The sequence below is a fragment of the Streptomyces polyasparticus genome, from assembly GCF_014493765.1.
Lineage (GTDB): Bacteria > Actinomycetota > Actinomycetes > Streptomycetales > Streptomycetaceae > Streptomyces > Streptomyces polyasparticus.
This window is the reverse complement of sequence record NZ_JACTVJ010000014.1, coordinates 24,497-49,891: the sequence shown is the minus strand read 5'-3', so window position 1 is coordinate 49,891 and position 25,395 is coordinate 24,497. Positions and strand designations below refer to the sequence as shown.

The 25,395-nt window shown below is 72.1% G+C and carries 24 protein-coding genes; 14 read left to right on the top strand and 10 right to left on the bottom strand.

The genetic code is table 11. The features are described from left to right. Nucleotides 1-14: 14 nt before the first annotated feature. Nucleotides 15-1,028, top strand: a complete 1,014-nt coding sequence (locus H9Y04_RS28055) for a GlxA family transcriptional regulator (RefSeq protein WP_187816857.1) — start codon at nt 15-17, stop codon at nt 1,026-1,028. Here the strand turns inward: H9Y04_RS28055 and H9Y04_RS28050 are convergent. Then, nucleotides 945-2,192, bottom strand: coding sequence for an MFS transporter (locus H9Y04_RS28050; protein ID WP_187816856.1), 1,248 nt, complete (start codon nt 2,190-2,192; stop codon nt 945-947). The two genes, H9Y04_RS28055 and H9Y04_RS28050, sit on opposite strands and share 84 nt — an antisense overlap. Before the next feature lie 82 nt (nt 2,193-2,274). After that, the gene (locus tag H9Y04_RS28045; protein WP_187816855.1) at nt 2,275-2,883 is read right to left on the bottom strand and encodes a flavin reductase family protein; all 609 of its coding nucleotides are present in this window, start codon (nt 2,881-2,883) and stop codon (nt 2,275-2,277) included. Nucleotides 2,884-2,963: 80 nt separating this feature from the next. Between H9Y04_RS28045 and H9Y04_RS28040 the strand changes: the two genes are divergently transcribed. After that, nucleotides 2,964-3,503, top strand: a complete 540-nt coding sequence (locus H9Y04_RS28040; RefSeq protein ID WP_187816854.1) for an NUDIX hydrolase — start codon at nt 2,964-2,966, stop codon at nt 3,501-3,503. Between the two features lie 5 nt (nt 3,504-3,508). Here H9Y04_RS28040 and H9Y04_RS28035 read toward each other — a convergent pair whose 3' ends face one another. Beyond that, nucleotides 3,509-4,330: an enoyl-CoA hydratase/isomerase family protein gene (locus H9Y04_RS28035; RefSeq protein WP_187816853.1), complete on the bottom strand. Its 822-nt coding sequence runs from the start codon at nt 4,328-4,330 to the stop codon at nt 3,509-3,511. 42 nt (nt 4,331-4,372) lie between these two features. Further along, on the bottom strand, nt 4,373-6,604 hold the full coding sequence (locus H9Y04_RS28030) for an acetate--CoA ligase family protein (protein WP_187816852.1): 2,232 nt from the start codon (nt 6,602-6,604) through the stop codon (nt 4,373-4,375). A gap of 358 nt (nt 6,605-6,962) precedes the next feature. Between H9Y04_RS28030 and H9Y04_RS28025 the strand changes: the two genes are divergently transcribed. The 5 genes from H9Y04_RS28025 to H9Y04_RS28000 all read left to right on the top strand — a co-directional run bounded on the left by H9Y04_RS28025 (nt 6,963) and on the right by H9Y04_RS28000 (nt 11,172). After that, on the top strand, nt 6,963-7,760 hold the full coding sequence (locus H9Y04_RS28025; protein WP_187816851.1) for an HAD family hydrolase: 798 nt from the start codon (nt 6,963-6,965) through the stop codon (nt 7,758-7,760). A 206-nt stretch (nt 7,761-7,966) separates the two neighbouring features. Continuing rightward, complete coding sequence (locus H9Y04_RS28020) at nt 7,967-8,767, top strand: alpha/beta fold hydrolase (protein ID WP_187816850.1); 801 nt, start codon at nt 7,967-7,969, stop codon at nt 8,765-8,767. Between the two features lies 1 nt (nt 8,768). After that, nucleotides 8,769-10,466: a carboxylesterase/lipase family protein gene (locus H9Y04_RS46965; protein ID WP_236071565.1), complete on the top strand. Its 1,698-nt coding sequence runs from the start codon at nt 8,769-8,771 to the stop codon at nt 10,464-10,466. Between the two features lie 24 nt (nt 10,467-10,490). After that, on the top strand, nt 10,491-10,778 hold the full coding sequence (locus tag H9Y04_RS28005) for a hypothetical protein (RefSeq protein ID WP_187816849.1): 288 nt from the start codon (nt 10,491-10,493) through the stop codon (nt 10,776-10,778). A gap of 58 nt (nt 10,779-10,836) precedes the next feature. Beyond that, nucleotides 10,837-11,172, top strand: a complete 336-nt coding sequence (locus H9Y04_RS28000) for a DNA-binding protein (protein WP_306660184.1) — start codon at nt 10,837-10,839, stop codon at nt 11,170-11,172. 64 nt (nt 11,173-11,236) lie between these two features. On the opposite strand, the gene H9Y04_RS27995 is transcribed toward H9Y04_RS28000, so the two are convergent. Together H9Y04_RS27995 and H9Y04_RS27990 are read right to left on the bottom strand one after the other, a co-directional pair. Next, the gene (locus H9Y04_RS27995) at nt 11,237-12,724 is read right to left on the bottom strand and encodes a flavin monoamine oxidase family protein (RefSeq protein ID WP_187816848.1); all 1,488 of its coding nucleotides are present in this window, start codon (nt 12,722-12,724) and stop codon (nt 11,237-11,239) included. A 122-nt stretch (nt 12,725-12,846) separates the two neighbouring features. After that, nucleotides 12,847-14,016: a flavin-containing monooxygenase gene (locus H9Y04_RS27990; protein ID WP_187816847.1), complete on the bottom strand. Its 1,170-nt coding sequence runs from the start codon at nt 14,014-14,016 to the stop codon at nt 12,847-12,849. A 226-nt stretch (nt 14,017-14,242) separates the two neighbouring features. Here H9Y04_RS27990 and H9Y04_RS27985 point away from each other — a divergent pair, with 226 nt between their 5' ends. Further along, a complete protein-coding gene (locus H9Y04_RS27985) occupies nt 14,243-14,692 on the top strand; it encodes a DoxX family membrane protein (protein ID WP_187816846.1) in 450 nt (149 codons plus the stop codon). Beyond that, nucleotides 14,692-15,159, top strand: coding sequence for a Zn-ribbon domain-containing OB-fold protein (locus H9Y04_RS27980; RefSeq protein WP_187816845.1), 468 nt, complete (start codon nt 14,692-14,694; stop codon nt 15,157-15,159). The genes H9Y04_RS27985 and H9Y04_RS27980 overlap by 1 nt, the downstream gene beginning before the upstream one ends. Nucleotides 15,160-15,381: 222 nt before the next feature. Here the strand turns inward: H9Y04_RS27980 and H9Y04_RS27975 are convergent, their stop codons facing one another. Together H9Y04_RS27975 and H9Y04_RS27970 are read right to left on the bottom strand one after the other, a co-directional pair. Continuing rightward, the gene (locus H9Y04_RS27975; RefSeq protein WP_187816844.1) at nt 15,382-16,110 is read right to left on the bottom strand and encodes a pyridoxine/pyridoxamine 5'-phosphate oxidase; all 729 of its coding nucleotides are present in this window, start codon (nt 16,108-16,110) and stop codon (nt 15,382-15,384) included. 157 nt (nt 16,111-16,267) lie between these two features. Beyond that, a complete protein-coding gene (locus H9Y04_RS27970; RefSeq protein WP_187816843.1) occupies nt 16,268-16,693 on the bottom strand; it encodes a pyridoxamine 5'-phosphate oxidase family protein in 426 nt (141 codons plus the stop codon). Between the two features lie 212 nt (nt 16,694-16,905). On the opposite strand from H9Y04_RS27970, the gene H9Y04_RS27965 reads away from it, so the two are divergent. After that, nucleotides 16,906-17,430, top strand: coding sequence for a hypothetical protein (locus H9Y04_RS27965; RefSeq protein WP_187816842.1), 525 nt, complete (start codon nt 16,906-16,908; stop codon nt 17,428-17,430). Between the two features lie 450 nt (nt 17,431-17,880). On the opposite strand, the gene H9Y04_RS27960 is transcribed toward H9Y04_RS27965, so the two are convergent. After that, entirely contained in the window at nt 17,881-19,059 is a 1,179-nt protein-coding gene (locus H9Y04_RS27960) for a thiolase C-terminal domain-containing protein (RefSeq protein WP_187816841.1), read from the bottom strand. 1,387 nt (nt 19,060-20,446) lie between these two features. Here H9Y04_RS27960 and H9Y04_RS27955 point away from each other — a divergent pair. The 3 genes from H9Y04_RS27955 (at nt 20,447) to H9Y04_RS27945 (ending at nt 23,514) form a co-directional block, all read left to right on the top strand. Next, the gene (locus H9Y04_RS27955; RefSeq protein WP_187816840.1) at nt 20,447-20,818 is read left to right on the top strand and encodes an iron chaperone; all 372 of its coding nucleotides are present in this window, start codon (nt 20,447-20,449) and stop codon (nt 20,816-20,818) included. Between the two features lie 975 nt (nt 20,819-21,793). Then, nucleotides 21,794-23,032, top strand: coding sequence for an acyl-CoA dehydrogenase family protein (locus H9Y04_RS27950; protein WP_187816839.1), 1,239 nt, complete (start codon nt 21,794-21,796; stop codon nt 23,030-23,032). Beyond that, nucleotides 23,032-23,514: a nitroreductase family deazaflavin-dependent oxidoreductase gene (locus tag H9Y04_RS27945; RefSeq protein WP_187816838.1), complete on the top strand. Its 483-nt coding sequence runs from the start codon at nt 23,032-23,034 to the stop codon at nt 23,512-23,514. Before H9Y04_RS27950 ends, H9Y04_RS27945 begins: the two co-directional genes overlap by 1 nt. A gap of 89 nt (nt 23,515-23,603) precedes the next feature. On the opposite strand, the gene H9Y04_RS27940 is transcribed toward H9Y04_RS27945, so the two are convergent. Continuing rightward, nucleotides 23,604-24,251 carry a TetR family transcriptional regulator gene (locus H9Y04_RS27940; protein WP_187816837.1) on the bottom strand — a complete coding sequence of 216 codons (648 nt, stop codon included), beginning with the start codon at nt 24,249-24,251 and terminating at the stop codon, nt 23,604-23,606. 263 nt (nt 24,252-24,514) lie between these two features. On the opposite strand from H9Y04_RS27940, the gene kbpA reads away from it, so the two are divergent. Then, nucleotides 24,515-25,297, top strand: a complete 783-nt coding sequence (gene kbpA, locus H9Y04_RS27935) for an AfsK-binding protein KbpA (RefSeq protein ID WP_187816836.1) — start codon at nt 24,515-24,517, stop codon at nt 25,295-25,297. The last annotated feature ends 98 nt before the right edge of the window (nt 25,298-25,395 follow it).

Below are 25,395 nucleotides of genomic sequence, written 5' to 3'. Positions count from 1 at the left end.
GATAGGATCGGGCCATGGCCATGGCCACGGACTCGTATCAGCCGCACCGCGTCGTCGTCCTCGCCCTGGACGGTCTGCTCCCCTTCGAACTCGGCATCCCCCACCGGATCTTCGGCCGCCCCGTCGGCCCCGACGGGACGCCGCTGTACGAGGTCGTCACCTGTTCCGTCCGCCCGCCGGGTCCCGTGCAGACCGACGCCGACTTCGCGATCCACGTCGAGCACGGTCCGGAGGTCCTGGCCACCGCGGACACCGTCGTCGTCCCGGCCTCGTACGAGCTCGGGCCGGTGTACGAGGGGGGCGTGCTCACGCCCGAACTGGCCGCCGCACTCGCCCATATCCGCCCCGGCACCCGCCTCGTCGCGATCTGCACCGGCGGTTATGTGCTCGCCGCGGCCGGGTACCTGGACGGCCGGCCCGCGACCACCCACTGGTGGCACTCCGAGCACTTCCAGGCGCTCTTCCCCTCCGTCGCCGTCGACGCGGACGTGCTCTTCGTCGACGACGGCGAGGTGCTGACCTCGGCCGGTGTCGCGGCCGGTATCGACCTCTGCCTGCACATCGTGCGCCGCGACCACGGAGCCGCGATCGCCAACGAGGTGGCCCGCCGCACCGTCGTACCGCCGCATCGGGACGGCGGGCAGGCCCAGTTCATCCAGCGGCCCGTGCCCGAGCCGGAGTCCGCGACGACGGGCCGGGCGCGCGCATGGGCGCTCGCGCGGCTGCACGAGCCGATCCAGCTGCGGGACATGGCGGCTCAGGAGGCCATGTCGGTACGGACGTTCACGCGGCGCTTCCGTGACGAGGTGGGCGTCAGTCCCGGTCAATGGCTGGCCAGGCAGCGGATCGAGCGGGCCTGCCATCTCCTGGAGACCAGCGCCCTGTCCGTCGACCAGGTGGCGCGGGACGCGGGCTTCGGCACGGCCCAGTCCCTGCGCCAGCATCTAATGGGTGCGCTCGGTGTCACACCCACCGCGTACCGGCGCACCTTCCGCGCGGACCACGCTCGGCTGCGTCCCGTGGCCTGAGGCCGCGCGGTCGCCGAACAGTCCGACGGCGGTGAGGGCGAGGGTGAGCGCGATGCCCGCGAGGATCGCGTTCGACGCGGTGGTGAGGCTCAGCAGGAGTCCGGCCAGGCTCCCGGAGAGTGCGTAACCGGCGCCCACCGCCGCGTACATGACCGAGTAGCCCGCGGCGAGCGCGCTCGGCGGCAGGGTGGCGCGCAGGGCGAGGTTGCGGGTGAGCAGCGCGCCGGCCTGCAGCACTCCGGCGAGCGTCATACCGACCGCGATCGCGGCGACGGAGGGCGTCACGGCGACGACCGTGACGCAGGCGGAGACGCCGACGAGCAGCACCGCGCTCTGGGTGGCGAGCCGTCCGGGCCATGCGGCCCGCAGCCCGTAGACGAACGCGCCGACCCCGGAGGCCACCGCGAACGCGGCGAGCAGCGGGCCCGCGAGGCCCACCCCGAAGTCGCGCTGTTCGAGCAGGGCGGGCAGGGCGATCTCGGCGAGGGCGAGCAGGCACATGGTGGCCGCGCCCATCACGTACGCGGGCCAGGCGCGGGCGAGCACCCGGGCCTTCGAGCCGCCGTCGCCCGTGTCCTCCTCGGCGTGCCAGCCGGCGGGCAGCAGCCACAGGCCGGCCGCGGCGAGCAGCACCAGGGCGGTGGCGAGCAGCATCGGTACGTACGGGGCGGCGCCGAGCGCCAGCCAGGCCGCCGTGACCGGGGCGACGGCCCAGATCACGGAGTTGAGGATGGTCTCGAAGCTCATCGCCTGGGCCACGGCCCGTTCGGGGACCATCGCCTGCAGCAGGGCCCTGAGTCCGCCCGCAGCCCCGGCGGGCGCGGCCCCCGCGGCGAAGGCGCCCGCGCCGAGCAGCACGGCGTGCGCGGACGGGGCGAGACCGAGCAGCAGGAACCCCGCGCCGCCGCCCGCGAGGCCGAGGGCGAGCTGGGGCCGGGCACGCTCGGGGCGCAGCCTCGTGCCGAGTACGGCGGCGCCCGCGATCTCCCCGACCACATAGACGGCGGCGAGCACCGCGCCGAGCGCGTACCCGCCGGGCCGCTCCCGTACGAGGAACACCAGCGCGAGCGGCGCCATCGCCACCGGCAGCCGCGACGCGACGGCGACCGCGCTCCAGCTCAGGACGGGGCGGGTGAGGATCTCGCGGTAGGTGGTCCGTGGCATGGGGGCCACGGTAGGCGGCGGGCAGGGGGTGGGGCATGTGAGTTTCGGTACGCCCGTGAGCCGACGGCGGTGAGGGCCGGGCCTACCGTACGAACTGCCCGAACCTCCCCTGGTGGAAAAGGAGCGGATCGCCGTCCTGGGTGGCGTCCAGGGCGTTCACCCGGCCCACCACGATCAGGTGGTCGCCGCCCGTGTGGACCGCGTGGATCGTGCAGTCCAGCCAGGCCGGGGCGCCGTCGAGGCGGGGCGCGCCCGAGACGGGGGCGGCGTCGTAGGCGACACCCGCGAACTTGTCCGCGCCGCTCACCGCGAAGCCGCGGCACAGCTCGCCCTGGTGCGCGCCCAGGATGTTCACGCAGAACGAGCCCGCCTCGGCGATCTTCGGCCAGGTCGTGGACGTACGCGCGACCATGAACGCGACGAGCGGCGGGTCGAGGGAGAGCGAGGCGAAGGACTGGCAGGCGAAGCCGGCCGGACTGCCGTCGCGCGTGGTCGCCGTGATGACCGTGACGCTGGAGGCGAAGTGCCCCAGGACGCGGCGGAACTCGGCCGGATCGAGCGGCCCTCGCTCGTCCTCGCCTACGGCCCGTAGATCGGGGCGCGGCAGCGCTTCGACGGGTTCGGCGGCCGGAAGCGCGCCGGTGGACCTGAGGTATCGGATGGTGGTGGCCGCCATCCCTGCGTGTCCCATCACGCTGATTATTGAAGCTGACGCTTCGTCAGATTGGAAGGGGTGCAGGGGGTTTGCGGCGACCTGGAATCGTGTCGCTCATGGGTGAACGGGTGGAGAGGGTCGACGAGCAGGATCGAGCACTCGGGGTCGTCGACCGGACCGAAGCGATCCGTCGGGGCTGGCTGCACCGCGTGGCCACGATCGTGTGCCGCGACGAGGACGGTCGCTACCTGGTGCACCGCCGCCCGGAGCACGCGTCCCGCTTTCCGGGCCGGTACAACTGGATGCTGGACAACTGGATGCTGGGCGGCGCGGCGGAGGCCGGTGAGACCTATGAGCAGGCGGCGGCAGGGGAGTTGGCGGAGGAGCTGGGCGTCCGGACGGCCCCGCGCTTCGTGCTCAAGTTCCTCTGCGCGGGGGCCATCAGTCCCTACTGGCTCGGGCTGCACGAGGCGGTCATCACGACAGCGGTCCGGCAGAGCGCCCGCGAGGTCGCCTGGCACGCCTGGCTCACCGAGGCGGAGCTCGCCTCGCTCGTACGGCAGCGGGAGTGCGTCCCCGACGCTCGGGAGGCGTACGAGCGCTACCGGCGGAATCGGCGGGGCCAGGCCGATTGGCGCGTTCGCGGCCCGCGATGACCGGTCTAGCGCCCCTCGTACGAGGGCGACCGCCGCTCCACGAAGCTGGCCACACCCTCGTTGGCGTCCCGCGTCGTCATGTTGATCTCCTGGGCCGTCGCCTCCGCCGCGAAGGCCGTGGCGCGGTCGGAGTCCAGCGAGGCGTTCACCAGCTGCTTGGTCAGGGCGATCGCGCGCGTCGGGCCCTGCGCCAGGCGCTCGGCCCACTCGCGGGCCGTCTTCTCCAAGTCCTGTGCCGGTACGACCCTGTTGACGAGCCCGAGCCGTTCCGCCTCCGCCGCCGGCACCGAGTCGCCGAAGAACATCAGCTCCTTGGCCCGCTGCGGTCCGATGAGGCGGGGGAGGAGATACGCCCCGCCTCCGTCGGGCACCAGGCCGCGCCGTACGAACACCTCGATGAACTTCGCCGACTCGGCCGCGATGACCAGATCGCAGGCCAGCGCCAGATGCGCGCCGATGCCCGCGGCCGTGCCGTTCACGGCCGCGATCACCGGCTTCTCGCAGTCCATGACCGAGGCGATGAAGCGCTGCGCGCCCTGGCGGATCATCCGGGCCACATCGCCCGCCACCCGCTCCGCGCCGCCGGAGTCCGGCGATCCGCGCAGATCCGCCCCCGCGCAGAACCCCTTGCCGGTCGCCGTGATCACGACCGCCCGTACCGCCGGATCGGCGGAGGCGGCGGCGAGCAGCGCCATGATGTGCTCGCGCTGGTCCCAGGTGACGGCGTTCATCGCCGCCGGGCGGTTGAGCGTGATCCAGGAGACGCCGTTCTCGACGGCGTGGAGTACGTCCTGCGGTGCGGCGTCGGACTGCTGGTCCTCGGGCACAGAGCTCCCTCTCGTCTACGGGTACGGATGTACGTCGGGCCCTCAGCGGCAGATCGCCAACGCGTCCAGCGCCACCGCCCCCTGCCCGCGCGGCAGCACCATCAGCGGGTTGATGTCCAACTCGGCCAGCTCGTCGCCGAGTTCGAGTGCCATCCGCTGGACGCGGAGCACCACCTCGACCAGGGCGTCGACGTCCACGGGCGGTCCGCCCCGTACGCCGTCGAGCAGCGCCGCTCCCCGTAGCTGCGAGAGCATCGCGCGGGCGTGGTCCTCGGTGAAGGGCGGTACGGCGACCGCCGCGTCCCGCAGGACCTCGACCAGGACGCCGCCCAGTCCGACGGTCACCGTGGGCCCGAAGAGCGCGTCGTGGGTGACGCCGACGACCATCTCGACCCCCCGTTCCACCATCTGGCAGACCAGGATCCCGTCGAGCTTGATGCCCTCGTACCGCGCGATGTCCGTGAGCTCGCGGTAGGCGTCGCGGACCTGCGAGGCGGAGGTCAGCCCGACCTTCACCAGGCCGAGTTCGGTCTTGTGGGCGAGCTGGGCGCCCGAGGCCTTCATCACGACCGGGTAGCCGACCAGGCCCGCCGCCCGTACGGCCGCCGCCGCGCTCGTCACCAGCTGCTCGCGCGGCACCCGTATCCCGTACGCGCGAAGGAGCTGCTTGGCGGAGTGCTCGCTGAGCTGCTGGCCGGGGCGCATCAGCGCCTGCGCCTTGCGGAAGGACGGGGACGGGGTGCGCGGCGCCTCGTCGAAGGGGGAGCGGTAGCCGTCGGTGAACCTGTGGTGGTCGAGGTAGGCGCGGACCGCCGTGATGCAGTTCGAGAAGGTGCGGAAGGTGGTCACGCGGGACGAGCCGAGGAGCGTGGTGCGGTAGGCCTCCTCCGTGCCGACGGGCGAACCCCACACCACACAGATCAGCTTGTCCGTCTGCTCGGCCGCGTCCACCAGGTCCTGCGCGAGCTTGTCGCTCATGGGCGGGAAGGGGCCGGTGATCGGGCAGATCAGGACGCCCACGGAGGGGTCGGCCAGGATCGCGTCGATGATCTTGCGGCCGCGCCAGTCGCCGACCGGGTGGCCGCCGTTGTCGACGGGGTTCGCGACGTTCAGGTACGAGGGGATCCACTCGTGCAGCTCGTCCTGCTTGGCCTGGGAGAGCGTGGGCAGCTTCAGGCCCGCTTCCGTCGCCAGGTCCGAGAAGTGCGCGCCCGTGCCGCCGGAGATCGAGTAGACGACCACGCCGTCGGCCTGCGGCTTGCGGGCGCGTGCCAACAGTGCTGATACGTCCTGGAGTTCGTCGAGCCCGTCGACCCGGATGACGCCGAACTGCCGCATCGCCGCGTCCACCACGTCGTCCGCGCCCGTGAGCTTGCCGGTGTGCGAGGCCGCCATCTTTGCGCCCGCCTCGGTCCGCCCCACCTTCACCGCGACCACCGGCACCCCGCGCCGGGCCGCACGGTCGGCGGCGAGCAGGAAGGCGCGGCCGTCCTTGAGGCCCTCGATGTAGCAGGCGATGGCGCCCACTTCGGGCTGCTCGGCGAAGTAGGAGAGGAAGTCGGAGGTCTCCAGGTCCGCCTCGTTGCCGGTGGGGGCCCAGTGCGAGAGCCGTACGCCGATCTCCTGCATCGCGAAGACCGGGCGGCCCTGGTGGCCGGACTGGGTGATCAGGGCGATGGCCGGACCGTCGAGGTCGTCGCGGAACTTCTCGAAGGCGTTGAGGTTGGTGTTCGGGCCGAGCATCCGCATGCCCGAACGCTCGACGGCGGCCGTGAGGCGGGTCTGCGCGAGCGCGCCCTCCTCGCCGGTCTCGGCGAAGCCGGAGGCGAAGGCCACGGCGAACTTCACCTTGGACTCGGCGAGTTCCTCGATCACGGGGAGCGGATCGCCGACCAGGAGCACGGCGAGGTCGACCTGTTCGGGCAGGTCCGCCACCGAGGACGCGCACGGTATCCCGAAGACCGACTCGCGGGTCGGGTGCACGGGGTGAAGCCGCGCGCCGACCCGCTCGGCCCAGGCGATGAGCTGCTTGGTGATGCCGGTGTTGGGGCGGCCCTCGGCGTCGGAGGCCCCGATGACGGCCACCGACTCGGGGCGGAAGAACTTGTCCAGGTCGGGCACGTCCGCGTGCAGCGGACGGCCGCTGACATCCAGGTCGGATGCCCCCGGCGGGCCCGCGACGCTGTGCACCGCAGGCGTGGGGCGCTCGCCGCAGGCCACGACGCGGGCCGGGCGGGAGTCGGTGGTGAGGGTGCCGTGAGTCGATCCAAGCATCGCTGACGCCCGCCTCCTGAGTTACGTCCTGACTACGGCCAACAGAACTGACGCGTAGTCAGATTACTGAACTGACGCTCCGTCAGGAACAGCTCTGCACCGGAATCTGCACGAGAACGGCACGAGGGGAGGGCGGGTTGCGGGTTCCGTACCCGGCCGCGGGGCTGGTCAGACCTTCTCGTACGAGAAGATCGCGATCCCGCGCGCGGATGGCGCGATCCAGCGGAAAGGCCTCCGCGGGCGAGGTCCTTTACGCCGCCTTTAGGGACTTTGGTCCCTGACGCGGGGGTGCGGGTCGCGAGAGGGTGTTGAGGAAGAGTGTCCTGATGAGGAAGCGTGTCGTGATACGGGAGCGCAGATGACGTACCGCCTGGTGGCCACCGACATGGACGGGACGCTGCTCGACGCGAGTCACCACGCCGTCTCCCCGCGCAACCGCGCCGCCCTCGGTCTCGCCCGCGCGGCCGGCGCGCGCCACGTGGTCGTCACCGGCCGGCCCGTCCCGCTCGTACGGGAGGTCCTCGGCGCGTTCGGCTACGACGGGCTCGCCGTCTGCGGGCAGGGCTCGCAGCTGTACGACGCCGGCGCGGGCGTCATGGTCCAGGAGACGGGCCTGTCGCGTGCGGTCGCCCGCGAGGCGCTGACCAGGATCGCCGACCGCATCGGCCCGCTCGCCCTGTGCGTGAACCGCGGCGGTGCCGACGGCGCGATGCTGCTCGACGAGGCCTTCGTGATGCCCCCGATCCCGCTGCCCGGCACGCGCCGCGCCACCGGCGACGAGCTGTGGGCCGAGCCCGTCAACAAGGTCAGCGTCCAGTGCACCGGCCTCGCCGACGACGTCCTCGCGAAGGAGGTCACCGAGGCCGCCGGTGACCTGGTGGACTGCACGGTCGCGGGCGCCGGCCTCGTGGAACTCCTGCCGCTCGGCATGTCCAAGGCCGTCGGCCTCGCCCAGGCGGCGTCGGGCTTCGGCCTGTCCGCCGCGGACACGATCGCGTTCGGCGACATGCCGAACGACATCCCGATGTTCCAGTGGGCCGCGTACGCCGTGGCCATGGAGAACGCGCACCAGGACCTCAAGGCCCTTGCGGACGAGGTGACTTCGCCGCACACGGAGGACGGGGTCGCGGTGGTGCTGGAGCGGTTGTACGGCTGAGAGGGCTGAGGGGTACGCCTCCGGAGCGTGCACTGCGCCTTTGGACCGCGCCCTGCGCCTCCGGGCCGCCCTGCACCTCCGGACCGCGCCCTACGACACCGCCCCCAGGCCCTACGGCACCGCTCCCGGGCCGTAATCGGCGAGACCCGCCGTCTCCCCGTACGGCATGATCACTTCTTCGGTGACGGCCAGGGGGAGGGCGTGCGGTGGTGTGGGGCGAGCGGGTGGTTGTGCGGGACGGGGTGCGGCTCGTCTGCCGGGACTGGGGTGGCGACGGGGTGCCCCTTGTGCTGCTGCACGGACTGGCCGGTCATGCGGGGGAGTGGGACGAGGCCGCGCGCGCTCTGCGTGACTTGTACCGCGTCGTCGCCCTCGACCAGCGCGGGCACGGGGCGAGCAGCCGGCTGCCGGGCGATGTGTCGCGTGCCGCGTACGTCGCCGATGTCGTCGCTGTCGTACGGGAGTTGGGGCTTGAGCGCCCGGTCCTCGTCGGCCAGTCGCTCGGCGGCCACACCGCCCTGCTCACCGCAGCCGCGCACCCGGATCTGGCGCGCGGCCTGGTGCTCGTCGAGGCCGCCCCGGGTGACGCGAGTCCCCGGACGCCGGAGGAGATCGGTGCCTGGCTGGACGCGTGGCCCGTCCCCTTCGCCTCCCGCGAGGACGCGCGCGCGTACTTCGGCGGCGGGCCCGCGGGCGAGGGCTGGGCGGCGGGTCTCGAGGACACCGGCGACGGGCTGCGCCCGCGCTTCGACCGGGACGTGATGGTCGCCTCGCTCGCGGAGATCGGCGAGCGCTCCTTCCGGGCGCAGTGGCCGCAGGTCGGCTGCCCCGCCCTCGTGGTCCTCGGCGAGCGGAGCTTCGTCCCCGCGGCGGACGTCGACGCGATGCTCGCGGCGCGGCCGCGGACCTGGGCGGCGAGCGTTCCGGGCGCCGGACACGATCTGCATCTCGAACGGCCGGACGCGCTGCTCGGCGTGGTCGGGCCCTTTCTGGAAGGCCTGGACTGACATGGAGTTCCGGACGTCCCGTACGTTCCGTACGACAGGCGGCCGTGTGCGGGGCAGGGACGCCGATGCCGGGCGCGGAGTCGGACCCGGAGCCGGTGTCACAGCCGTGCTCGGGATTCCGTACGCCGCCGCGCCCTTCGGGCCCCGGCGCTTCCGCGCGCCGCAGACCGCCGCGAGCTGGGACGGGGTGCGGGAGTGCACGGCCTTCGGCCCCATCTCACCGCAGTCGGCCGAGCTCCCCGGTGCGCCGGTGTGGCGCCCCGGGGACGAGGACATCCTCACCGTCAACGTATGGACGCCGCCGCACGCGGACGGACTGCCCGTGCTGTTCTGGATCCACGGCGGCGCGTACACCTTCGGCTCCTCCGCCGAGCCCGGCTTCGACGGGGCGGCCCTCGCGCGCGCCGGACTCGTCGTGGTCAGCTGCAACTACCGTGTCGGGTTCGAGGGGTTCGGGCACGTGCCCGGGTTCCCCGACAACCGCGGGCTGCTCGACCAGCTGTCCGCCCTGAGGTGGGTGCGGGACAACATCTCCGCGTTCGGCGGCGATCCGGGCCAGGTCACCGTGGCCGGGCACTCGGCGGGGGCCGGATCGGCGGTGTGTCTGATGGCGATGCCCGCCGCGCGCGGTTTGTTCCGCCGGGTCATCGCCCACAGCGTGCCCAGTGTCACGTACACCCGGGGGCTCGCCGCGGCGATCAGCGAGCGGATCGCGGCGCAGGCGGCGGTCGCCCCTACGGCCGAGGGTCTGCTGTCCGCTCCGCCCGCGCAACTCGTCGCCGCAGCCGACCGGTTGGCGTCGAACAGCCTGACGGCACCGCTTCCGCCGGGCGGTGCGACCGCCTCGACCGCCTCGACCGCCTCGACCGCCTCGATGGGCGCGACGGCCCCGACGGCCTCGTCCGGCGCGACGGCCCCGACGGCCTCGTCCGGCGCGACCGCCCCGACCGCCCCGGCTGGTGCGACCACCCCGAGCGCCCCCGTCGCCGCGATCCACGCGTACGATCCCGTGCTCTTCCAGCCCGTCGTCGACGGCGAGGTGCTGGCCGCGGAGCCGCTCGCCTCGCTCGCCGCCGGGGCCGCGCGCGAGGTGGACCTCCTGGTATGCCACACGTCGGAGGAGACCACGTTCCTGCACGCCGTGGGCGCGATACGGGAGGTCGCCACCGAGCCCGAACTCGCCTTCTTCGCAGCCGCGTTGGGGCTGCCGGACCCGGACCGGGTCCTCGACGGCTACCGGACCCTGATGCCGCAGAGCCCGCCCCTCGACCGCTACCTGGCCCTCTTCGGCGACGCACGCTTCGCCGAGTACACCACCCGCCTCGCGGAGCAGCACGCGAGAGCGGGCGGCCGCGCGTACGCCTCCCGCTTCACCCGCCGCCGCGACGGTGCCCGCCCCTGGCACACCGCGGACATCCCGTTCGCCTTCGGCAACCTGGACGCCGTGGGCGCCGCCTTCCTGATCGGCGGTGCCCCCGACGCGGAGGACCGCGCCCTGTCCACCCGTATGCAACAGGCCTGGGCATCATTCGCCACCACTGGCGACCCGGGCTGGCCACCGCTCTCGGCGGACGCCACACCGGTGCGACAGTGGGCGGTCCCCACCGACCACCTGACCTCCGACGAGACGTCCCCGCTACGAGAACTGTGGCGCGACGTGCCCTACGACGTGCTCCGACCTCGCACGCTTCGCGTCTAATAGAAAATCTCTTGGACTTCGGTCATGTCCGAGATCGATGAAACGGTCCCCGGCGCCGGGCCGACGACCAACGTCTCCGTCTCCTTTCACGCCGGCACGATCGGCGCGGTGCGCTCGCGCGTCGGCAAGCGAGGCGTCTCCGCGTACATCGAGGCCGCGGTGCAGCGTCAGATCGAGCGCGACAACCTCCAAGAGCTGGTCGACGATCACGTTGCCCGCCATGGCGGCTTCAGCACCGAAGAGCTCGCGGCGGCGGAAGCCGAGCTCTTCGGCGCCGGCGAGGGGGCCGACGCTCGAGGAAGCGCCGCGTGAGCCCTACCTTCATGCTGGACGGTGAAGCCTGTCCCTGCTCGTACGGGACGATCGCGCGATGGCCGCCCGTCTGGCCGCGGCTGCCGAACACGATGCGCGCGTGCTCGTCAGCGCCGTCACGCTTGTCGAAGCGCGTGACCCGGCGACTGCCCAGGCGCGCTTCGACTGGGTGGTCTCGCGCCTCAAGGCGGAGCCGGTCTCCGAGCAGGTCGCCCGCACCGCATCCGAGCTCCTTGCCGCGGCCGGCCTGCATGGGCACAAGTACGCGATGGATGCCATCGTCTGTGCGACAGCACTTGGTCAGGCGGGTCCCGTGACGATTCTGGCCTCGGATGTCGAGGACATCAGGATGCTGGCCGAAGAACACCCCCGCATCACCGCGGTCGAGGTCTGAGCGGCGGTGTCCAGGGTTCGGCCAGGTTGGCCGGGCTGAACCCCGGACGCGACGGACCCTGCGCTCACAGCACCGCCAGAACCTCCTTGGCCACCCGCTCGCCCGAGCGGACCGCGCCGTCCATGTAGCCGTACCAGTACGTGGACGTCTCCGTGCCCGCCCAGTGGATGCCGCCGACGGGGCGGCGCAGTTCGGGGCCGTAGGACGTGAGCACGCCGGGCGGGGCGTAGGCCACCGGGCCGCCGCGCGTGAAGCGTTCGTTGTCCCAGCGCTGCAGCAGGAACGCCGTCGGGGTCTTCGCCTTGTCGCCGAAGTACGTGGCGTAGTCCTTGAGGACCGCGGCCTTCACCTCGGCCTCGCTCGCGCCGTTCAGGGACCGCATCTGGTCCGCCTCGATGAAGCCCATCAAGGCGCCGTACGAGGCGTCCTCGGGGGAGTTGTCGAAGGTGGAGCGGACCATGCCGGTGTCGCTGAGCACCTGGCCGTTGAGGCCCGCGTCGCGCCAGAACGGCCGGTCGTAGATGGCGATCGCCTTGCCGACCGAGCCCATGGGCAGCCGCTGCGCCAGCTGGTCGCGCCCGGCGGGCAGCAGCGGGTCGAACTCGATCCGCGCGGCCAGCGGCGGCGCGAGTGCCACGATCACACGGCCCGCGCGGACCGTGATCCCGTCGGCGGTGACGGTGTACGCGGCACCGTCCTTGGCCACGCGGCGCACGGGCGCGTTCAGGACCACGCTGTCGCCGAGCGTCTCGGCCAGCTTGATCGGCACGAGCTGCGAGCCGCCCTTGAAGCGGATGGCCTGGGCGCCGTTCGCCGTCTCGGTGAGGCGCTCGAAGGTGCCCGGGTTCGTCTCGTTGCCGGCTGCGGCTATGTAGAACAGGACGAAGAGGAGGGAGAGTTCACGGGGTTCCGCGCTGAAGACGGAGGCGCAGGCCACGTCGAAGAGGAACTTCGCCGAGGGCACCACCGCGTTGTGCCGCAGCCAGGTCTCGAAGGTCTGCTGGTCCCACTCCTTGGCCTTCTCGGCGGTCCAGGGAGCGCCCACCGGGACCTTCTTGGCCATGTCGTTGAGCAGCGCCTGGACGGCCGCGGCGTTCGCGAGGCCCGCCACGTCGATCGGCGGCACCGCGCCGAGCAGGCCGTCGGTGGCGTACGGGGTGTTCTTGCCGTCCTTGCGGAGCAGGTTCTTGCCCGTGTTGTACGTGGGGAAGGTGGCCACGCCGACCTCGTCGGCCAGGGCCTTCATCCGGTCCTGCGTCGGGCCGATGAACTCGCCGCCGCCCTCGGTGGCACCGCCGCCGGGCACCTGGAGGTTCAGGACACGGCCGCCCACGCGGTCGCGCGCCTCCAGGACCACCACGTTCTTGCCGGCCTTCTTGAGGTCGCGGGCCGCGGTGAGGCCGGCGAGCCCGCCGCCGATGATCACGACGTCCGCGTCCCTCGTGGCGGCGGCCGCGGGCCCCGCCGTCGCCACCGCCAGGGTGCCGATACCGGCCGCTGCTCCTGCGCCGAGCAGCGAACGGCGGGTGAGGCTGGATCTTTCACGTGCCATGTGCGTCCTCCGGTCCGATGGGTGAACTCACGTGCAACTCACGTGCAACTCGCGCGTATCGCATGCGCAGGGCATGCAACTCGCCTGCCACTGCGGCCACTTCAGCACCGCCGAGAGTGAAACTACCGTGCCAGCGCCCGAGCGATCCGTTCCGCATCCAGGGCCATCTCGCGGAACATCCCGGAGATCGGGTTCACGAACCCGTTGAAGTACAGGCCGGGTGCCGACGCGGATGTCTGCCCGCCGTGCACCACCGGGCGGCCGTGGTCGTCCAGGACGCCGAGGTGGCCGACCAGCGGTTCGAGTGCGCGCGCGTAGCCGGTCGCCGCGATCACGGCCTCCGGGGCGATGGACGAGCCGTCCGCGAGGACCACCTTGCCGTCCTCGAAGGACTCCACCGCCGCGACGGGTTCGACGACTCCCTTGCGTACGGCGTCGATCAGACCCACGTCCTGCACCGGGATCGAGCCCTCGCGCACCCGCGAGTACAGGCCGGTGTCCGGACGCGGCAGACCGTACGAGGAGAGGTCCGGCACCGAGAGCTTGGCCATCGGGGCGGCGAGCCGGTCGACCAGGCCGACCGGCAGGCGGCGCACCAGGATGCCCGTGCGCTGCGCGGGCCAGCCCGCCGTCGAGCGGCGCACGATGTGCGGCGCGGTGCGCACCGCGAGGCGGACGCGGGACGCGCCGCCCTCGACGAGGTCGACGGCGATCTCGGCGCCCGTGTTGCCCACGCCGACGACGAGCACGTCCTTGCCCGCGTACGGCTTGGCGTTGCGGTAGTCGCTCGCGTGCACCAACTCGCCCGCGTATGAGGAGAGTCCGGGCCACTCCGGGAGGCGCGGCGTGTGGTTGTAGCCGGTGGCGATCACCACCGCCGAGCCGGTCAGCTCGCGGCCGCCGCTGCCGTGCAGGAGCCAGCCGCGACCGTCGGGCGCCGGGTCGATACGGGAGATCTCGACGCCGGTGATGATCTCCAGCTCGTGGAACTCGGCGTACTTCTCCAGATAGCGCACCACGTTGTCCCGCGAGACCCAGCGGCCGAAGCGGCGCGGCATGGGCAGTCCGGGTAGACCGGACAGCTTGCGGGTGGTGTGGAGGTGGAGGCGGTCGTAGTGCCGCCGCCAGGAGGCGCCCACCTGGTCGGCCTTCTCCAGGACCACGGCCCGTACGCCCTTGGCGCGCAGCGCCGCGGCCGTCGCGAGCCCGCCGGGGCCGCCGCCCACGATGTAGACGGGGCGGTCCTCGGTGCGGTCGATGCCGGGCAGGGGGGTCTGAGACGTGTCGGCCATGAGCGGGAGCGTAATTGCGGTGGTGCTTGATGGGGCGCGGTCAAACGGCAAAGCGGTTGCGAATTGATCACGGCGCCTGCCGCGGGGCGCCGGCCGCGATGCCTTTGCCGTCGGGCCGTTCCGCTCGTCGTGCCCTCGCTGCCCCCTGCCTCTTGCGGAAAGCCGCCCCCATCCGCTGAACTGACGTACCGTCAGAAACGGCTCGCGCGTGAGGTGGTGTACCGGCATGGAAACGGTCTGGCTCAGCGGAGCCGAGTGGACAGCCGTCCTGCGGATCGGTCTCGGTCTGTGGTGGCTGGAGAGCTGGCGGCACAAGGACAAGAAGGGCTGGTTCGAGCGCGGTACCGGTATCGCCTGGGCCGCCGACGTGGCCGGCAAGCACAAGTGGCCCTTCGTGAAGACCGGGTTCCAGAAGGTCGTCGAGCCCCGGCCCAAGGTGATGGCGTACATCGTCGTCTACGCCGAACTCGCCCTGGGTCTCGGCCTGGTCTTCGGCTTCCTCACGCCGATCGCCCTCGTCGGCGGCCTGCTGCTCAACCTCCTCTACCTCGTCCTGATGATCCACGACTGGGCCGAGCAGGGGCAGAACGCGATGATGGGCCTGATCTCCTTCGTGGCCCTCTTCGGGATGTCCTGGCAGACCTGGTCCCTCGACAGCGCGATCGGACTCTTCTGATGCCCACGCCTGCTTCCGCTTCTTCGCCGTCTTCTGCGTCTTCTTCTTCTGCGTCTTCTTCCTCTTCCGTACGGTTCGACCTTCCCGAGTCCGACGCCTTCACCGAGCCCTACTGGGCGGCGGCCGCCGAGGGGCGTCTGCTTCTGCGCCACTGCCGGGACTGCGGCCGCACCCACCACTATCCGCGCGAGTTCTGCCCGGGCTGCTGGAGCGAGAACGCCGACTGGGCCGAGGCGAGCGGGCGCGCCACGCTCTACACGTGGTCCGTCGTGCACCGCAACGATCTGCCGCCCTTCGGCACCCGCACCCCGTACACCGCGGCCGTGGTCGATCTGGCCGAAGGGCCGCGGATGATGACCGAGGTCGTGGACTGCGCGGAGGCGGACCTCGTGATCGGGATGGAGCTCGAGGTGGCCTTCCGTGAGGCGGAGGGGTTCAAGGTGGCGGTGTTTCGGCCGGTTTCCTGAGGGCGGGTTCCGGCCGGTCTCCTGAGGGTGGCGTTCCAGCCGATTTCCTGAGGGCGGGATTTCTGAGGGTCTGACGACGGGCGGGATATCCGAGGGCCTGGCGACGGGCGGGATTCCCGAGGACCTGGCGACGGGCGGGATATCCGAGGGCCTGGCGACGGGCGGGATTCCCGAGGACCTGGTGACGGGCGGGATTCCTGAGGACCTGGCGACGGGCGGGGCTTACGGCCAGAGCAGCTCGCGGGTCCAGCCGCCGTTGCCGTCGCGCCGGTAGCGCAGGCGGATGTGGCGGCGGCGGGCGTCGCCCTGGAAGTACTCGACCTCCACCGGGTCGAGTACGTACAGCGTCCAGGTCGGGACCGGAGCGGTGGGCTCGGCCTGCGCGCGCTCCCATGCGGCCGCCGACTCCCGCGCCAACTCCTTCTGGGATACGAGGAGTTCGCTCTGGCGCCCGACCAGGGCCGCCGCGAGTGCGCCGGTCGAGCGGGCGTGCAGATCCGCCTGGCTCTCGGCGGACGGAGCCGCCGTGACGGGGCCGCGCAGGCGGATCTGGCGGGCCTGGGCCGGCCAGTAGAAGTGCAGGGCGGCCTCGGGGCGGGCCGCCAGCTGGCGTCCCTTGCTGCTGGTGGCGTGCGAGGCGAAGTGCCAGCCGGCCTCGTCGGCGCCGTGCAGCATCAGGGTGCGCACGTCGGGGCAGCCCGCCGCATCGGCCGTGGCGAGCTGCATCGTGTGCGGCTCGGTCTGGCCCGCGGCGACGGCCTCGGCGAACCAGCGCCGGAACAGGAGCAGGGGCGCGCCGGGCGCCGCGGCGGGGTCGAACTCGGGAAGCTCGACATCCCAGACCCGCTGGGCGCGCAGCAGTTCGGTGAACTCGGCGGGGGTGGGCGCGGCGGCCTCGTGCGGCGCCGATCCTTCGTGCTGATGCGGTGCGTGTCCCTCGTGCGACGTCATACGGGGATTCTCGTACGCACCTGGGCGGCCTGGGCAGCCCGGGCGGCTCAAGCGGCCCGAGCAGCCTGGGCGGCCCGAGCAGCCCGAGCGGCAGGGGCCGCCCGAGCGGCAGGGGCCGCCCGAGCGGCAGGAGCCGCCGCCGCACCCACCCGTCGGCTCAGAAGGCGCCGAGGTCCGAGGAGATCCAGTGCTCAGGGCGCAGCGTGATGATGACCGCTTCGCCGTGGTTCTTCTCGGCGTACTCCAGGTATCCGGCGAGCTTCTCGGGCGGCATGTAGCGCGAGGAGATCTCGACCAGGTGCTCGTGGGTCGCCGGGACCGTGGAGATCACCGAGCCCTCGACGGAGACATAGCGCACGGTCGGGGTCAGGCGGTCCACCATGAGCGTGAACCGGCCTGCGTTCTCGATGAGTTGGTGCTTGCGCGACCCCTTGCCGGTGTGGACCCAGATGTCGCCGCCGGGCGCGTACTGGTACCAGACCGGCACCGTCAGGGGTGCGCGCCCTTCGCCTCCGTCGACGGACAGGGCGGCGACATGCGGCTCGGCGAGGAACTCTTCCCGCTCTTCGCGACTCAGTGCCATGGCTGACTCCTTCGGTTGCGGTCACGTCTTCGGGTCCGTCACGCGGGAGAACGCATGGCCCGGCGCCGGTGTTCCGACGGGGCCCCGCGAGGCCTGGCACTCCTGTTCGGACCCTTGCGGTTGCGGAGGGTCATGGGTGGTCACAGGCTGTGGTCAGGGCCGGCCCGTTCCCTCAACCCGATCGACCCAGAACCCCGGAAGGGACCCCCCTCATGCAGAAGCACACCACCGCCCGCGCCGTCATCGGCGCGGTCCTCGCGGGCTCCGTCGTCCTCGGTGCCGCGGGCGGCTCCTACGCCGCCGTCGCCCAGGCGCCGGTGCGTGCCGCCGTTCCGGCCGCCTCCGTGGCCGCGTACGAGGACATGCTGCGCGCGTACGCGGCCACGGCGGAGAGCCTGGTCGCCGACGTCGAGCAGGGCACGGTCGACGCGGACGCCTACCGCGCCGCCTTCGACCGCGCGCTCACGGCGCCCGCGCCGGAGGACGTCCCGCAGCTGGAAGCGGCGATGGCGGGCCTCTCCGTCCAGGCCTCGGCGCTGGTCGACGCCATCGAGAAGAAGGACACGGACAAGGTCCTGGCCTCGATCTCGCTGGTGAACACCGCGGTGGCGAACATCGTGAGCGCGCTCAGCCTCGACGCCGCGATCAAGCTCGTCGCCAAGCCGCTCGACCCGTCGAGCATCAAGCTGCCGACCGGGACGAAGCTGCCGGAGTTCAAGATCCCGTTCTTCGGCTGATCTGCTTCGGCTGATCCGGATCGGCCGGTTCGCTTCGGTTGGTCGGCTTCGGTTCGACCGCTTCGGTTGGTCCGCTTCGGTTCGACCGGTTCGGTTCGACCGGTTCGGTCGGTCCGCCTCGGTCGGCCTGGTCCGGTTGTCCCGCTTCGGTCGGCCCGGTCCGGCCGACTCCTCGGCTGAACCGGCGTCTGCGATACGGGCGGGGGCCGACGGCTTGCTGCCGTCGGCCCCCGCCCGCGTGCTGGGCCCTTGGTGTGCGGGGCCCTTGGCGTGCTGGACCCGCCCGCCCGCCCGCCGGCTGGGTCCTCCCGTGCTGCTGGTCCCCCCTCCGGCTGGGTCCTCCCGCGCTGCTGTACCCCTCCGACTGGGTCCTCCCGCGCTGCTGTACCCCCTCCGACTGGGTCCACCCGCGCTGCCGACAGCTCGCCGGCTCTCCGTAGCCCGAACGGCTCAGCGTCCGAGGATCACCGTGCCCGCGGAGCAGAACCAGCCGCCCGTCCCCGAGGCCACCGCCAGCTCGGGCAGTCGGCCGCCGGCCTTGCGCACCTGGCCGTCGCCCGCCTCGCCGCGCAGCTGCCGTACCGCCTCCACGAGCAGGAACAGGCCGCGCATCCCGGGGTGCTGGGCCGAGAGCCCGCCGCCGTCCGTGTTGGTCGGGAGGTCGCCGGTCAAGGTCAGCCGGCCCTTCTCGACGAAGGCGCCGCCCTCGCCCTTCGCGCAGAAGCCGAGGTCCTCCAGGGTCACGAGCGTCATATACGTGAAGGCGTCGTAGATCTCGGCGATGTCGATGTCGGCCGGGGTGACACCGGCCCGCTCGAACGCGAGCTTTCCGCTGACGGCGGCGGGGGAGACGGTGAAGTCCTCCCACTCGGACATCGTGGTGTGCGAGACGTGCTCGCCGGCGCCGAGCACCCAGACCGGGGCCTTCGCGGAGTCGGCCACGTACTCCTCGGCGACGAGCAGCACGGCCGCGCCGCCGTCGGAGCGTATGCAGCAGTGCAGCTTCGTGAACGGGTCCGCGATCATGGGGCCGGCCAGTACGTCGTCGACCGTGATGGGGTCGCGGAACATCGCGTCCGGGTTGTGCGCGGCGTTCGCCCTTGCCTGTACGGCGACTTCGGCGAGCTGCTCGAGGGTCGTGCCGTACTCGTGCATGTGGCGGCGGGCGGCCATCGCGTACTTCGAGATGAGGGTGTGGCCGTACGGGACCTCGAACTGGAGCGGTCCGCGGGCGCCGAAGGAGAGGTTCGAGGTGCGGCGCCTGGCCTTGATGTCGGCGCGGGCGGTGGATCCGTAGACGAGGAGCACGGCGTTGGCGTGGCCCTGCGCGATGGCGTCGGCGGCGTGGGCGGCCATCACCTCCCAGGTGGAGCCGCCCACGGAGGTGGAGTCGACCCAGGTGGGCTTGATGCCGAGGTATTCGGCGACCTCCACGGGGGCGAGGATGCCGAGGCCGGCGGACGCGAAGCCGTCGATGAGGCCCTTGTCGAGCCCGGAGTCCGCGAGGGCTCGGCGGGCGGCCTGGGCGTGCAGGGCGTAGGGGGTGGCGTCGTCTACCTTGCCGCAGTCGGAGAGCGCGACTCCGGCGATGGCCACCTTGCGGTGGGCGCTGGATATGGCGGTGGGCATGAATCTGACGGTACATCAGATTTGGTGGGTGGGGCAGGTGTTGAGGGGGCGGGGGTGCTGGCCTGGAGGTTGAGGTCACGGGGGCTCTGCCCCCGGGCCCCCGCTGGTGGCTCTCGCCCCCAGGCCCCCTCTGCTGCTTGGGTGCGGCTTCGTGGCCGGCTCTCCGTCCGTCGCGCAGTGGGGCTGTGGCTTCTTGGCCGGCTCTCTGTACGTCGCGCAGTGGGGCTGTGGCTTCTTGGCCGGCTCTCTGTCCGGTGCGGCTCGGGCTGCGGCTTCGTAGCCGGCGTTCTTCCGGTGCGCTGTGCCGGCTGCTGCTTTGTGTCTGGCTTCCCGTCGGTGTGCTTTGCCGCCTGCGGTTCGTCTTTTGGGTCGGTGCCGGGGTGGGGTACCTGGTTTTCGGGCAATGTGGGCCGGTACCGAGGGACTCGCGTTGTCGTCTCGGACCGCCCGAAAACCAGGCACCCCACCCCGTCCCCTCCGGCCGTATCGCGACTGCAGGCCGGGTGGGCTTCTGTCTCGGCGGGGCCCGGCTGCTGGCGGGTGGGTTTCTGTCCCGGCGGGTCCCGACTGCAGGTGCGTGGGCTTCTGCCCCGGCGGTGCGCGGCTGCGGGCCGGGTGGGCTTCTGCGCCAACCGGTGCGCGACTGCGGGCGGGTGGGGCTTCCCCGCTGGCCGCTGTGCGGCTGCAGGCGGAGCCCCTCCGCACCCCCTGACCACCCACGCACCCCCGCTGCGCCGCCAACTCCGCCTGCGCACTCAGGCCTCCGCGCCTCCCGCACCGGCTGCGCCTCCCGCACCGGCTGCGCCTCCCGCACCGGCTCTCGGCGGGTGCACCGACTCGCGCTGGCTGTGCTGGCTGTGCTGGACGCGCTGGACGCGCTGGACGGAGCGTCCAACTCCAGCCCGTCCGGCGTTTGAGGACGAGCGCCGTTCAGGCGCGACAAGGGGGCAAGGGGCGAAGCCCCAAACCTCAACCGACCCGGGGTGTCCACCGACCGGGGTGTCCACCGACCGGGGTGTCCACCGACCTGGGGGTCCGCCGACCTGGGGGTCCGCCGACCCGGGGGCCGCCGACCCGGGGTGCCCACCCACCCCGGGGTCCGGGGGCGTAGCCCTCGGTTTCGGGAAGGGGCGGGTAGGGGAAAGTTGGCCGCCGCAGGCGCAGACCACCCGCAGGCGGCGATGGTGCCCAGCCCCGGCGCTCCTCACCCCAGTAGGCCGAAGCGCAGCCCAGGCGTCCCGCGGTCAGGCGCACCCGGCGAAGGTGCCGCAGCCGACCGCACCGCAGCCAAGGCGCTGCAGCCGAGGTACCTCCAGCCAGCCGTGCGCAGCCCGTCCGGGGGTGAGCGCGCCGTGCCGCCGCCCACCCCGCAAGGGATACTCGGGCCATGGCCCAAAGCAGTGCGCAGGACGTCGATGCCTACCTCGGGGAGATCGAGGATGACGGGAGGCGGGAGCTCGTGCGGAAGTTGCGGGAGTTGTGTCGCAGTGAGCTCGACGGGTTCGACGAGGTCATGGCGTACGGGATGCCCGGTTACGTGCGCCGGGGCGGCGAGTTGGAGATCGCGCTCGCCAATCAGAAGCAGTACATCTCCTTCTATCTGATGCGCAGCGACGTGCGCGAGGCCTTCGAGCAACGGCTCGCCGGGCAGGACATGGGCAAGGGATGCCTGCGGTTCCGCAGCGCCGCCAAGGTGGATTACGTGCTGGTCAGGGATCTGCTCAGGGCTACGGCGCAGGGTCCGGGGACCGTCTGCTGACGGGACGCCGACGCCCCGGGGTACCGGCCCGGGTGCCCACGCCATGCCGGGGGTGCCCCAGCGATGCCGGCCGGGTGTGCACGCCATGTCGGCCCGGGTGCCGACGCGATGCCGGCCCGGATCCCACGCGGTGCCGGCCTGGGTGCCGACGCCAAACCGGCCCCGGTGCCCACGCCATACCGGCCCGGGTCCCCACATGATGCCCACGGGGACGCTGAAGGGGGATCGCGACAGTGAGGGCCGACCTCCCGGCCGGGGCGAGGGCCGATCTCCTGGCTGGGTCAGGTCCGTCCCCCGGCGGGGTCAAGCGGGTCTCCCGGCGGGGCCTGGCGGGGTCTCCCGGCAGGACCAAACAGCGTCCCCCGCCGGGGCCAAGCAGGGCCCCCGCGCGGCCTGGCGGGGACTCTCAGCAAATGCCAAGCAAGGGTCTCCCGGTGGGGCCTGGCGGGGTCTCCCGGCAGGACCAAACAGCCTCCCCCGCCGGGGCCAAGCAGTGCCCCCGGCGCGGCCTGGCGGGGACTCCCGGCAAGTGCCAAGCCAGGGTTACCCGGCGGGCCTGGCGGGGCCTCCCGGCACGACCAAACAGCCTCCCCCGCCGGGGCCAAGCGGGCCCCCGGGCGCGCCCTAGCCGAGACTCCCGGTAAGGGCCAAGCTGGCCCCCGGCGCGGCCCAACCGAGACTCCCGGTAAGGGCCAAGCAAGGCCCCCCGCCGCGGCCCAACCGAGACTCCCGGCAAGGGCCAAGCAAGGCCCCCCGCCGCGGCCCAGCCGAGATTCCCGGCAAGGGCCGAACAAGGCCCAAACAAGGACCAAGCAAGGCCCCCCACCGAGAACCAGCCGCAGCGCATCGGCCCCCGTGCCGCGGGCCGGACCGACAAAGCAGCCTCCACCCCTGTGCATCTCGCCGCGCAAGACCTAACATGACGCGCCGTCAGATCCGGGGCCGCCAGAGGGGACCCGGGGGAGGAGCCCGCTCATGGACGCCGCGTTCACTGCCGAGCAGGACGAAATCCGCCGCACGCTGCGCGAGCTCATGGCCAAGCGCGCGGGGCCCGACGAGGTCAAGGCGGCGGCCCGTACCCCCGCCGGTCACGACGAGGAGCTGTGGCGCACCCTTGCCGCCCGGCTCGGCCTGCCCGGCCTCGCGCTCGACGAGGAGCACGGCGGTGTCGGGTGCACGGCCACAGAGCTCGCACTCGCCTGCGAGGAGACCGGGCGGGTACTGCTGCCGTCGCCGCTGCTCGCCACGGCCGCGCTCGCGCTGCCGTTGATCCGGCGGCTCGGGACCGAGGAGCAGCGCGCTGCGCTGCTGCCGCGGATCGCTCAGGGCGAGCTGACCGCGGCGCTCGCCGTGCCCGGCTCCGCGCTCGCGACCGCGCTCGGGCTCGCGGGAGCGAACCAGGGCGACTGGGCGGGCGGCGGCCGCGCGGGCGGAGTGCAGGCCCGCTGCGACGAGGAGGGCTGGCGACTGTACGGGCAGGCCGAGCAGGTGCTCGACGGTCACAGCGCCGATCTGCTGCTCGTCGCCGCGCACACGGGAGGGTTCGCCCGGTCGAGGGCGCTGCTCTTTCTCGTACGGGCGGACAGCGCCGGTGTCGTACGGGTGCGGCAGACGACCCTGGACGAGACACGGCCGCAGGCGCGGGTCGAACTGCGCGACGCGGAGGCGGAGTTGCTGGGGCCCGATGATGCGGGCACGGTCGCCGAGGCCCTCGCCGCCACCGGGAACGCCGCCGCCGCGGTGCTCGCGGCCGAGGCCGTCGGCGCCGCGGACCGCGCCCTTGAGCGGACCGTCGAATACGCCAAGCAGCGCGAGCAGTTCGGGCGGGCCATCGGCTCGTTCCAGGCGGTGAAGCACCGGCTCGCGGATGTGTACGTGGCGGTGCAGGCCGCGCGTTCGGCCGCGTACTACGCGGCCTGGGCCGCCGCGCGCGAAGATGGCATTGGGGTCTCCCCTGCTCGAGCGGAGTCGAGAGCTTGGGGAAGGGTGGGCGGGCTCGCGCTCGCGCAGGCGCTCGACGCGCTGCGGACCGCCGCGGGGGAGGCGATCCAGCTGCACGGCGGGATCGGGTTCACCTGGGAGCACGAGGCGCATCTGTACTTCAAGCGGGCCGCGAGCGACGAGCTGCTCTTCGGTCCGGTTCACCGGCTGCGTGCCCATGCGGCCGACCACGCCGGCCTGTTTCTCGCCGAGGCGGAGGAGGTGGCGGTCTGATGCCGCCCGGAGTGAAGCTCATGCAGAAGGTGTCGTCGAGCAAGCTGTTCATGAAGGTCGGGCCGCACTTCGTGCCCGCGATGGACCGGGCCGTGCACAAGCTCACGCGCGGCAAGGTGATGCTCAGCGCGCAGATGCTGCCGGGCGTCATCCTCACGGTCAAGGGCGCCAAGAGCGGGATCCCGCGGCGTACTCCGCTCGCGTGCATGCCCGAGGAGGACACCGGCACCTGGATTCTGATCGGCTCCAACTTCGGGCGCCCCGGACATCCCGTATGGACGGTGAACCTCCTGAAGAACCCCGAGGCGGAGATCAGCTGGAAGGGCACGGACATTGCGGTGACGGCCCGGCTGCTCGAAGGCGACGAGCGGGCCGCCGCGTGGGAGAAGTGCCTGAAGTTCTGGCCGCCGTACGCGACGTATCAGGCGCGCGTGGACCGGGAGATACGGCTCTTCCGGATCGAGCGCCGTACCGGCTCGTAGGCGGCGACGAGAAACGGGCGGCGGTCACCCTCCACGGAGAGGGTGGCCGCCGCCCGTATGACAGGAGCAGTGCCGTGCAAGGCCGAGGATTACTTCGTCGGCTTCTTTCCGGTGATGCCCAGGTGCACCAACAGCGCGAGATTCGGCTTGAGTTCGGCCTGCTTCACGCCCCAGGTCGAGAAACCCTTCTGGTGCGAGGCGACCGACGCGAGCATCGCGACGAGCGAGCCCGCCATCGCCGCGGCATTGACGTCCTTGTCGACCTTGCCCTTGTCCTGGAGGTCCTTGACCGTGTCGGTAAGGGAGTTGGTGACCGAGTTCAGGATTTTCATCCGGATTTTGTAGAAGCGCTTGTCGCCCTCGGCCGCGCCGAGGTCCACGACGCGCAGAATGGCGTCGTTCTTGCGCCAGAACTCGAGGAATCCGTCGACGAGTTCCTGAGCGGCCTGCCAGCCGGCCTTGCCCACCCAGGAGCGTTCGGCGAGGACATCGGTCAACCCGGCGCCCTCCGCGGCCATTTGCTCCGCGATCTCCAGGACGGCGCCTTCGACATCGGGAAAGTACTGATAGAAGGTCGCGGGTGAAGTGCCCGCTTTCCGCGCCACATCGATGACTTTGACGTCACGGTAGGGCGAGGAACTGAGCATCTCGCTGAGGCAGTCGAGCAGCTTCTGACGCGTCGCCTGCCCACGCCGTCCGGCCACGCGGCCGTCGACGGTACGCACTTGTCCTGTCATGCCGTCAGCTTACCGAGGGGTGATCGGGGCGCGATTCGGCCGACTGCAAATGGGGACGATACGAGGTCGGGGGGAGTCGGGGGGGATACGGGGGAGTTAGGCGGACTCGGGGTATATGGGAGAGCTGCGGCCGGGGCGTTCCGATGGCTTCCGGTACGGAATTGACCAAGTGTTCGATTCGTTTTCCTGCGGTACGCCGGGTACGGGACTAGCTTGGCTGTGACGGGTGCCACAGGGGCCCGTGACTCCAGGAGGTGCGAGTCGTGGCCGCGTATACCGAGGGTGTGCCGTGCTGGGCGGATGCACTGCTGCCCGATGTCGAGGCCGGCAAGCGGTTCTACGGGGAGCTCTTCGGCTGGACCTTCGACGAGGGCGCCGGGCCCGAGTACGGGCACTATGCGCAGGCGTACAAGGAGGGCAAGGCCGTCGCCGCGCTCGCACCCAAGCAGGACGGGCGGATGCCCACGGTCTGGAACGTCTACTTCGCGACCCCCGACGCCCCCGCGACCGCGCGGCGGATCAAGGACGCGGGCGGGCAGCTGGTGATGGAGCCGATGCCGGTCGGGCCCTTCGGCACGATGGCGCTCGCGGCCGATCCCGAGGGCGCGGTCTTCGGGCTCTGGCAGGGCGGTACGCACGAGGGCTTCGAGAAGTCCGGGGAGCCGGACTCCTTCTGCTGGACCGAGGTGAAGGTGCGCGACGCCGCCCGGGCCGACGCCTTCTACGAGACGGTCTTCGGGTTCGAGGGCTTCGATCTGGACGGCGTGATCGACGGCTTCCGCACCTGGTCGCCCGCCGGCAGCGCGGCCGGGCCCGACACGGCCGTCGGCGGGCGCGAGCTGATGGGCGAGGACCTGCCGGCGGAGCTGCCCGCGCACTTCCTCGTCTACTTCACTGTCGACGACTGCGACGAGGCCGCCCGTGTCACCCGCAGGCTCGGCGGCCGGGTGCAGAGCCCACCCGTCGACATTCCGTACGGACGTATCGCGACGCTCGTGGACAATCAGGGCGCGGTCTTCGCCGTCCTGCAGGATCACGCGGACTGACCCTCTCCGGTTTGCTGCGGTTCATCCCGTAATGAGGTGAGACATCCCGATCGGGCCCCGGGTTCGCCACCGCCGCTCGCGCCAGGAAGAATCAGGGT

What these genes read in the sequence shown, in the direction of transcription:
- H9Y04_RS28040 (WP_187816854.1), top strand. Translation starts at nt 2,964, where the DNA reads ATGGGTGAACGGGTGGAGAGGGTCGACGAGCAGGATCGAGCACTCGGG.
- H9Y04_RS46965 (WP_236071565.1), top strand. Translation starts at nt 8,769, where the DNA reads ATGGAGTTCCGGACGTCCCGTACGTTCCGTACGACAGGCGGCCGTGTG.
- H9Y04_RS28045 (WP_187816855.1), bottom strand. Translation starts at nt 2,883, where the DNA reads ATGGGACACGCAGGGATGGCGGCCACCACCATCCGATACCTCAGGTCC.
- H9Y04_RS27985 (WP_187816846.1), top strand. Translation starts at nt 14,243, where the DNA reads ATGGAAACGGTCTGGCTCAGCGGAGCCGAGTGGACAGCCGTCCTGCGG.
- H9Y04_RS27960 (WP_187816841.1), bottom strand. Translation starts at nt 19,059, where the DNA reads ATGCCCACCGCCATATCCAGCGCCCACCGCAAGGTGGCCATCGCCGGA.
- H9Y04_RS27980 (WP_187816845.1), top strand. Translation starts at nt 14,692, where the DNA reads ATGCCCACGCCTGCTTCCGCTTCTTCGCCGTCTTCTGCGTCTTCTTCT.
- H9Y04_RS27990 (WP_187816847.1), bottom strand. Translation starts at nt 14,016, where the DNA reads ATGGCCGACACGTCTCAGACCCCCCTGCCCGGCATCGACCGCACCGAG.
- H9Y04_RS27965 (WP_187816842.1), top strand. Translation starts at nt 16,906, where the DNA reads ATGCAGAAGCACACCACCGCCCGCGCCGTCATCGGCGCGGTCCTCGCG.
- H9Y04_RS27970 (WP_187816843.1), bottom strand. Translation starts at nt 16,693, where the DNA reads ATGGCACTGAGTCGCGAAGAGCGGGAAGAGTTCCTCGCCGAGCCGCAT.
- H9Y04_RS28000 (WP_306660184.1), top strand. Translation starts at nt 10,837, where the DNA reads ATGGCCGCCCGTCTGGCCGCGGCTGCCGAACACGATGCGCGCGTGCTC.
- H9Y04_RS27975 (WP_187816844.1), bottom strand. Translation starts at nt 16,110, where the DNA reads ATGACGTCGCACGAGGGACACGCACCGCATCAGCACGAAGGATCGGCG.
- H9Y04_RS28005 (WP_187816849.1), top strand. Translation starts at nt 10,491, where the DNA reads ATGTCCGAGATCGATGAAACGGTCCCCGGCGCCGGGCCGACGACCAAC.
- H9Y04_RS27940 (WP_187816837.1), bottom strand. Translation starts at nt 24,251, where the DNA reads ATGACAGGACAAGTGCGTACCGTCGACGGCCGCGTGGCCGGACGGCGT.
- H9Y04_RS27995 (WP_187816848.1), bottom strand. Translation starts at nt 12,724, where the DNA reads ATGGCACGTGAAAGATCCAGCCTCACCCGCCGTTCGCTGCTCGGCGCA.
- H9Y04_RS28025 (WP_187816851.1), top strand. Translation starts at nt 6,963, where the DNA reads ATGACGTACCGCCTGGTGGCCACCGACATGGACGGGACGCTGCTCGAC.
- H9Y04_RS27950 (WP_187816839.1), top strand. Translation starts at nt 21,794, where the DNA reads ATGGACGCCGCGTTCACTGCCGAGCAGGACGAAATCCGCCGCACGCTG.
- H9Y04_RS28055 (WP_187816857.1), top strand. Translation starts at nt 15, where the DNA reads ATGGCCATGGCCACGGACTCGTATCAGCCGCACCGCGTCGTCGTCCTC.
- H9Y04_RS27945 (WP_187816838.1), top strand. Translation starts at nt 23,032, where the DNA reads ATGCCGCCCGGAGTGAAGCTCATGCAGAAGGTGTCGTCGAGCAAGCTG.
- H9Y04_RS27955 (WP_187816840.1), top strand. Translation starts at nt 20,447, where the DNA reads ATGGCCCAAAGCAGTGCGCAGGACGTCGATGCCTACCTCGGGGAGATC.
- H9Y04_RS28050 (WP_187816856.1), bottom strand. Translation starts at nt 2,192, where the DNA reads ATGCCACGGACCACCTACCGCGAGATCCTCACCCGCCCCGTCCTGAGC.
- H9Y04_RS28030 (WP_187816852.1), bottom strand. Translation starts at nt 6,604, where the DNA reads ATGCTTGGATCGACTCACGGCACCCTCACCACCGACTCCCGCCCGGCC.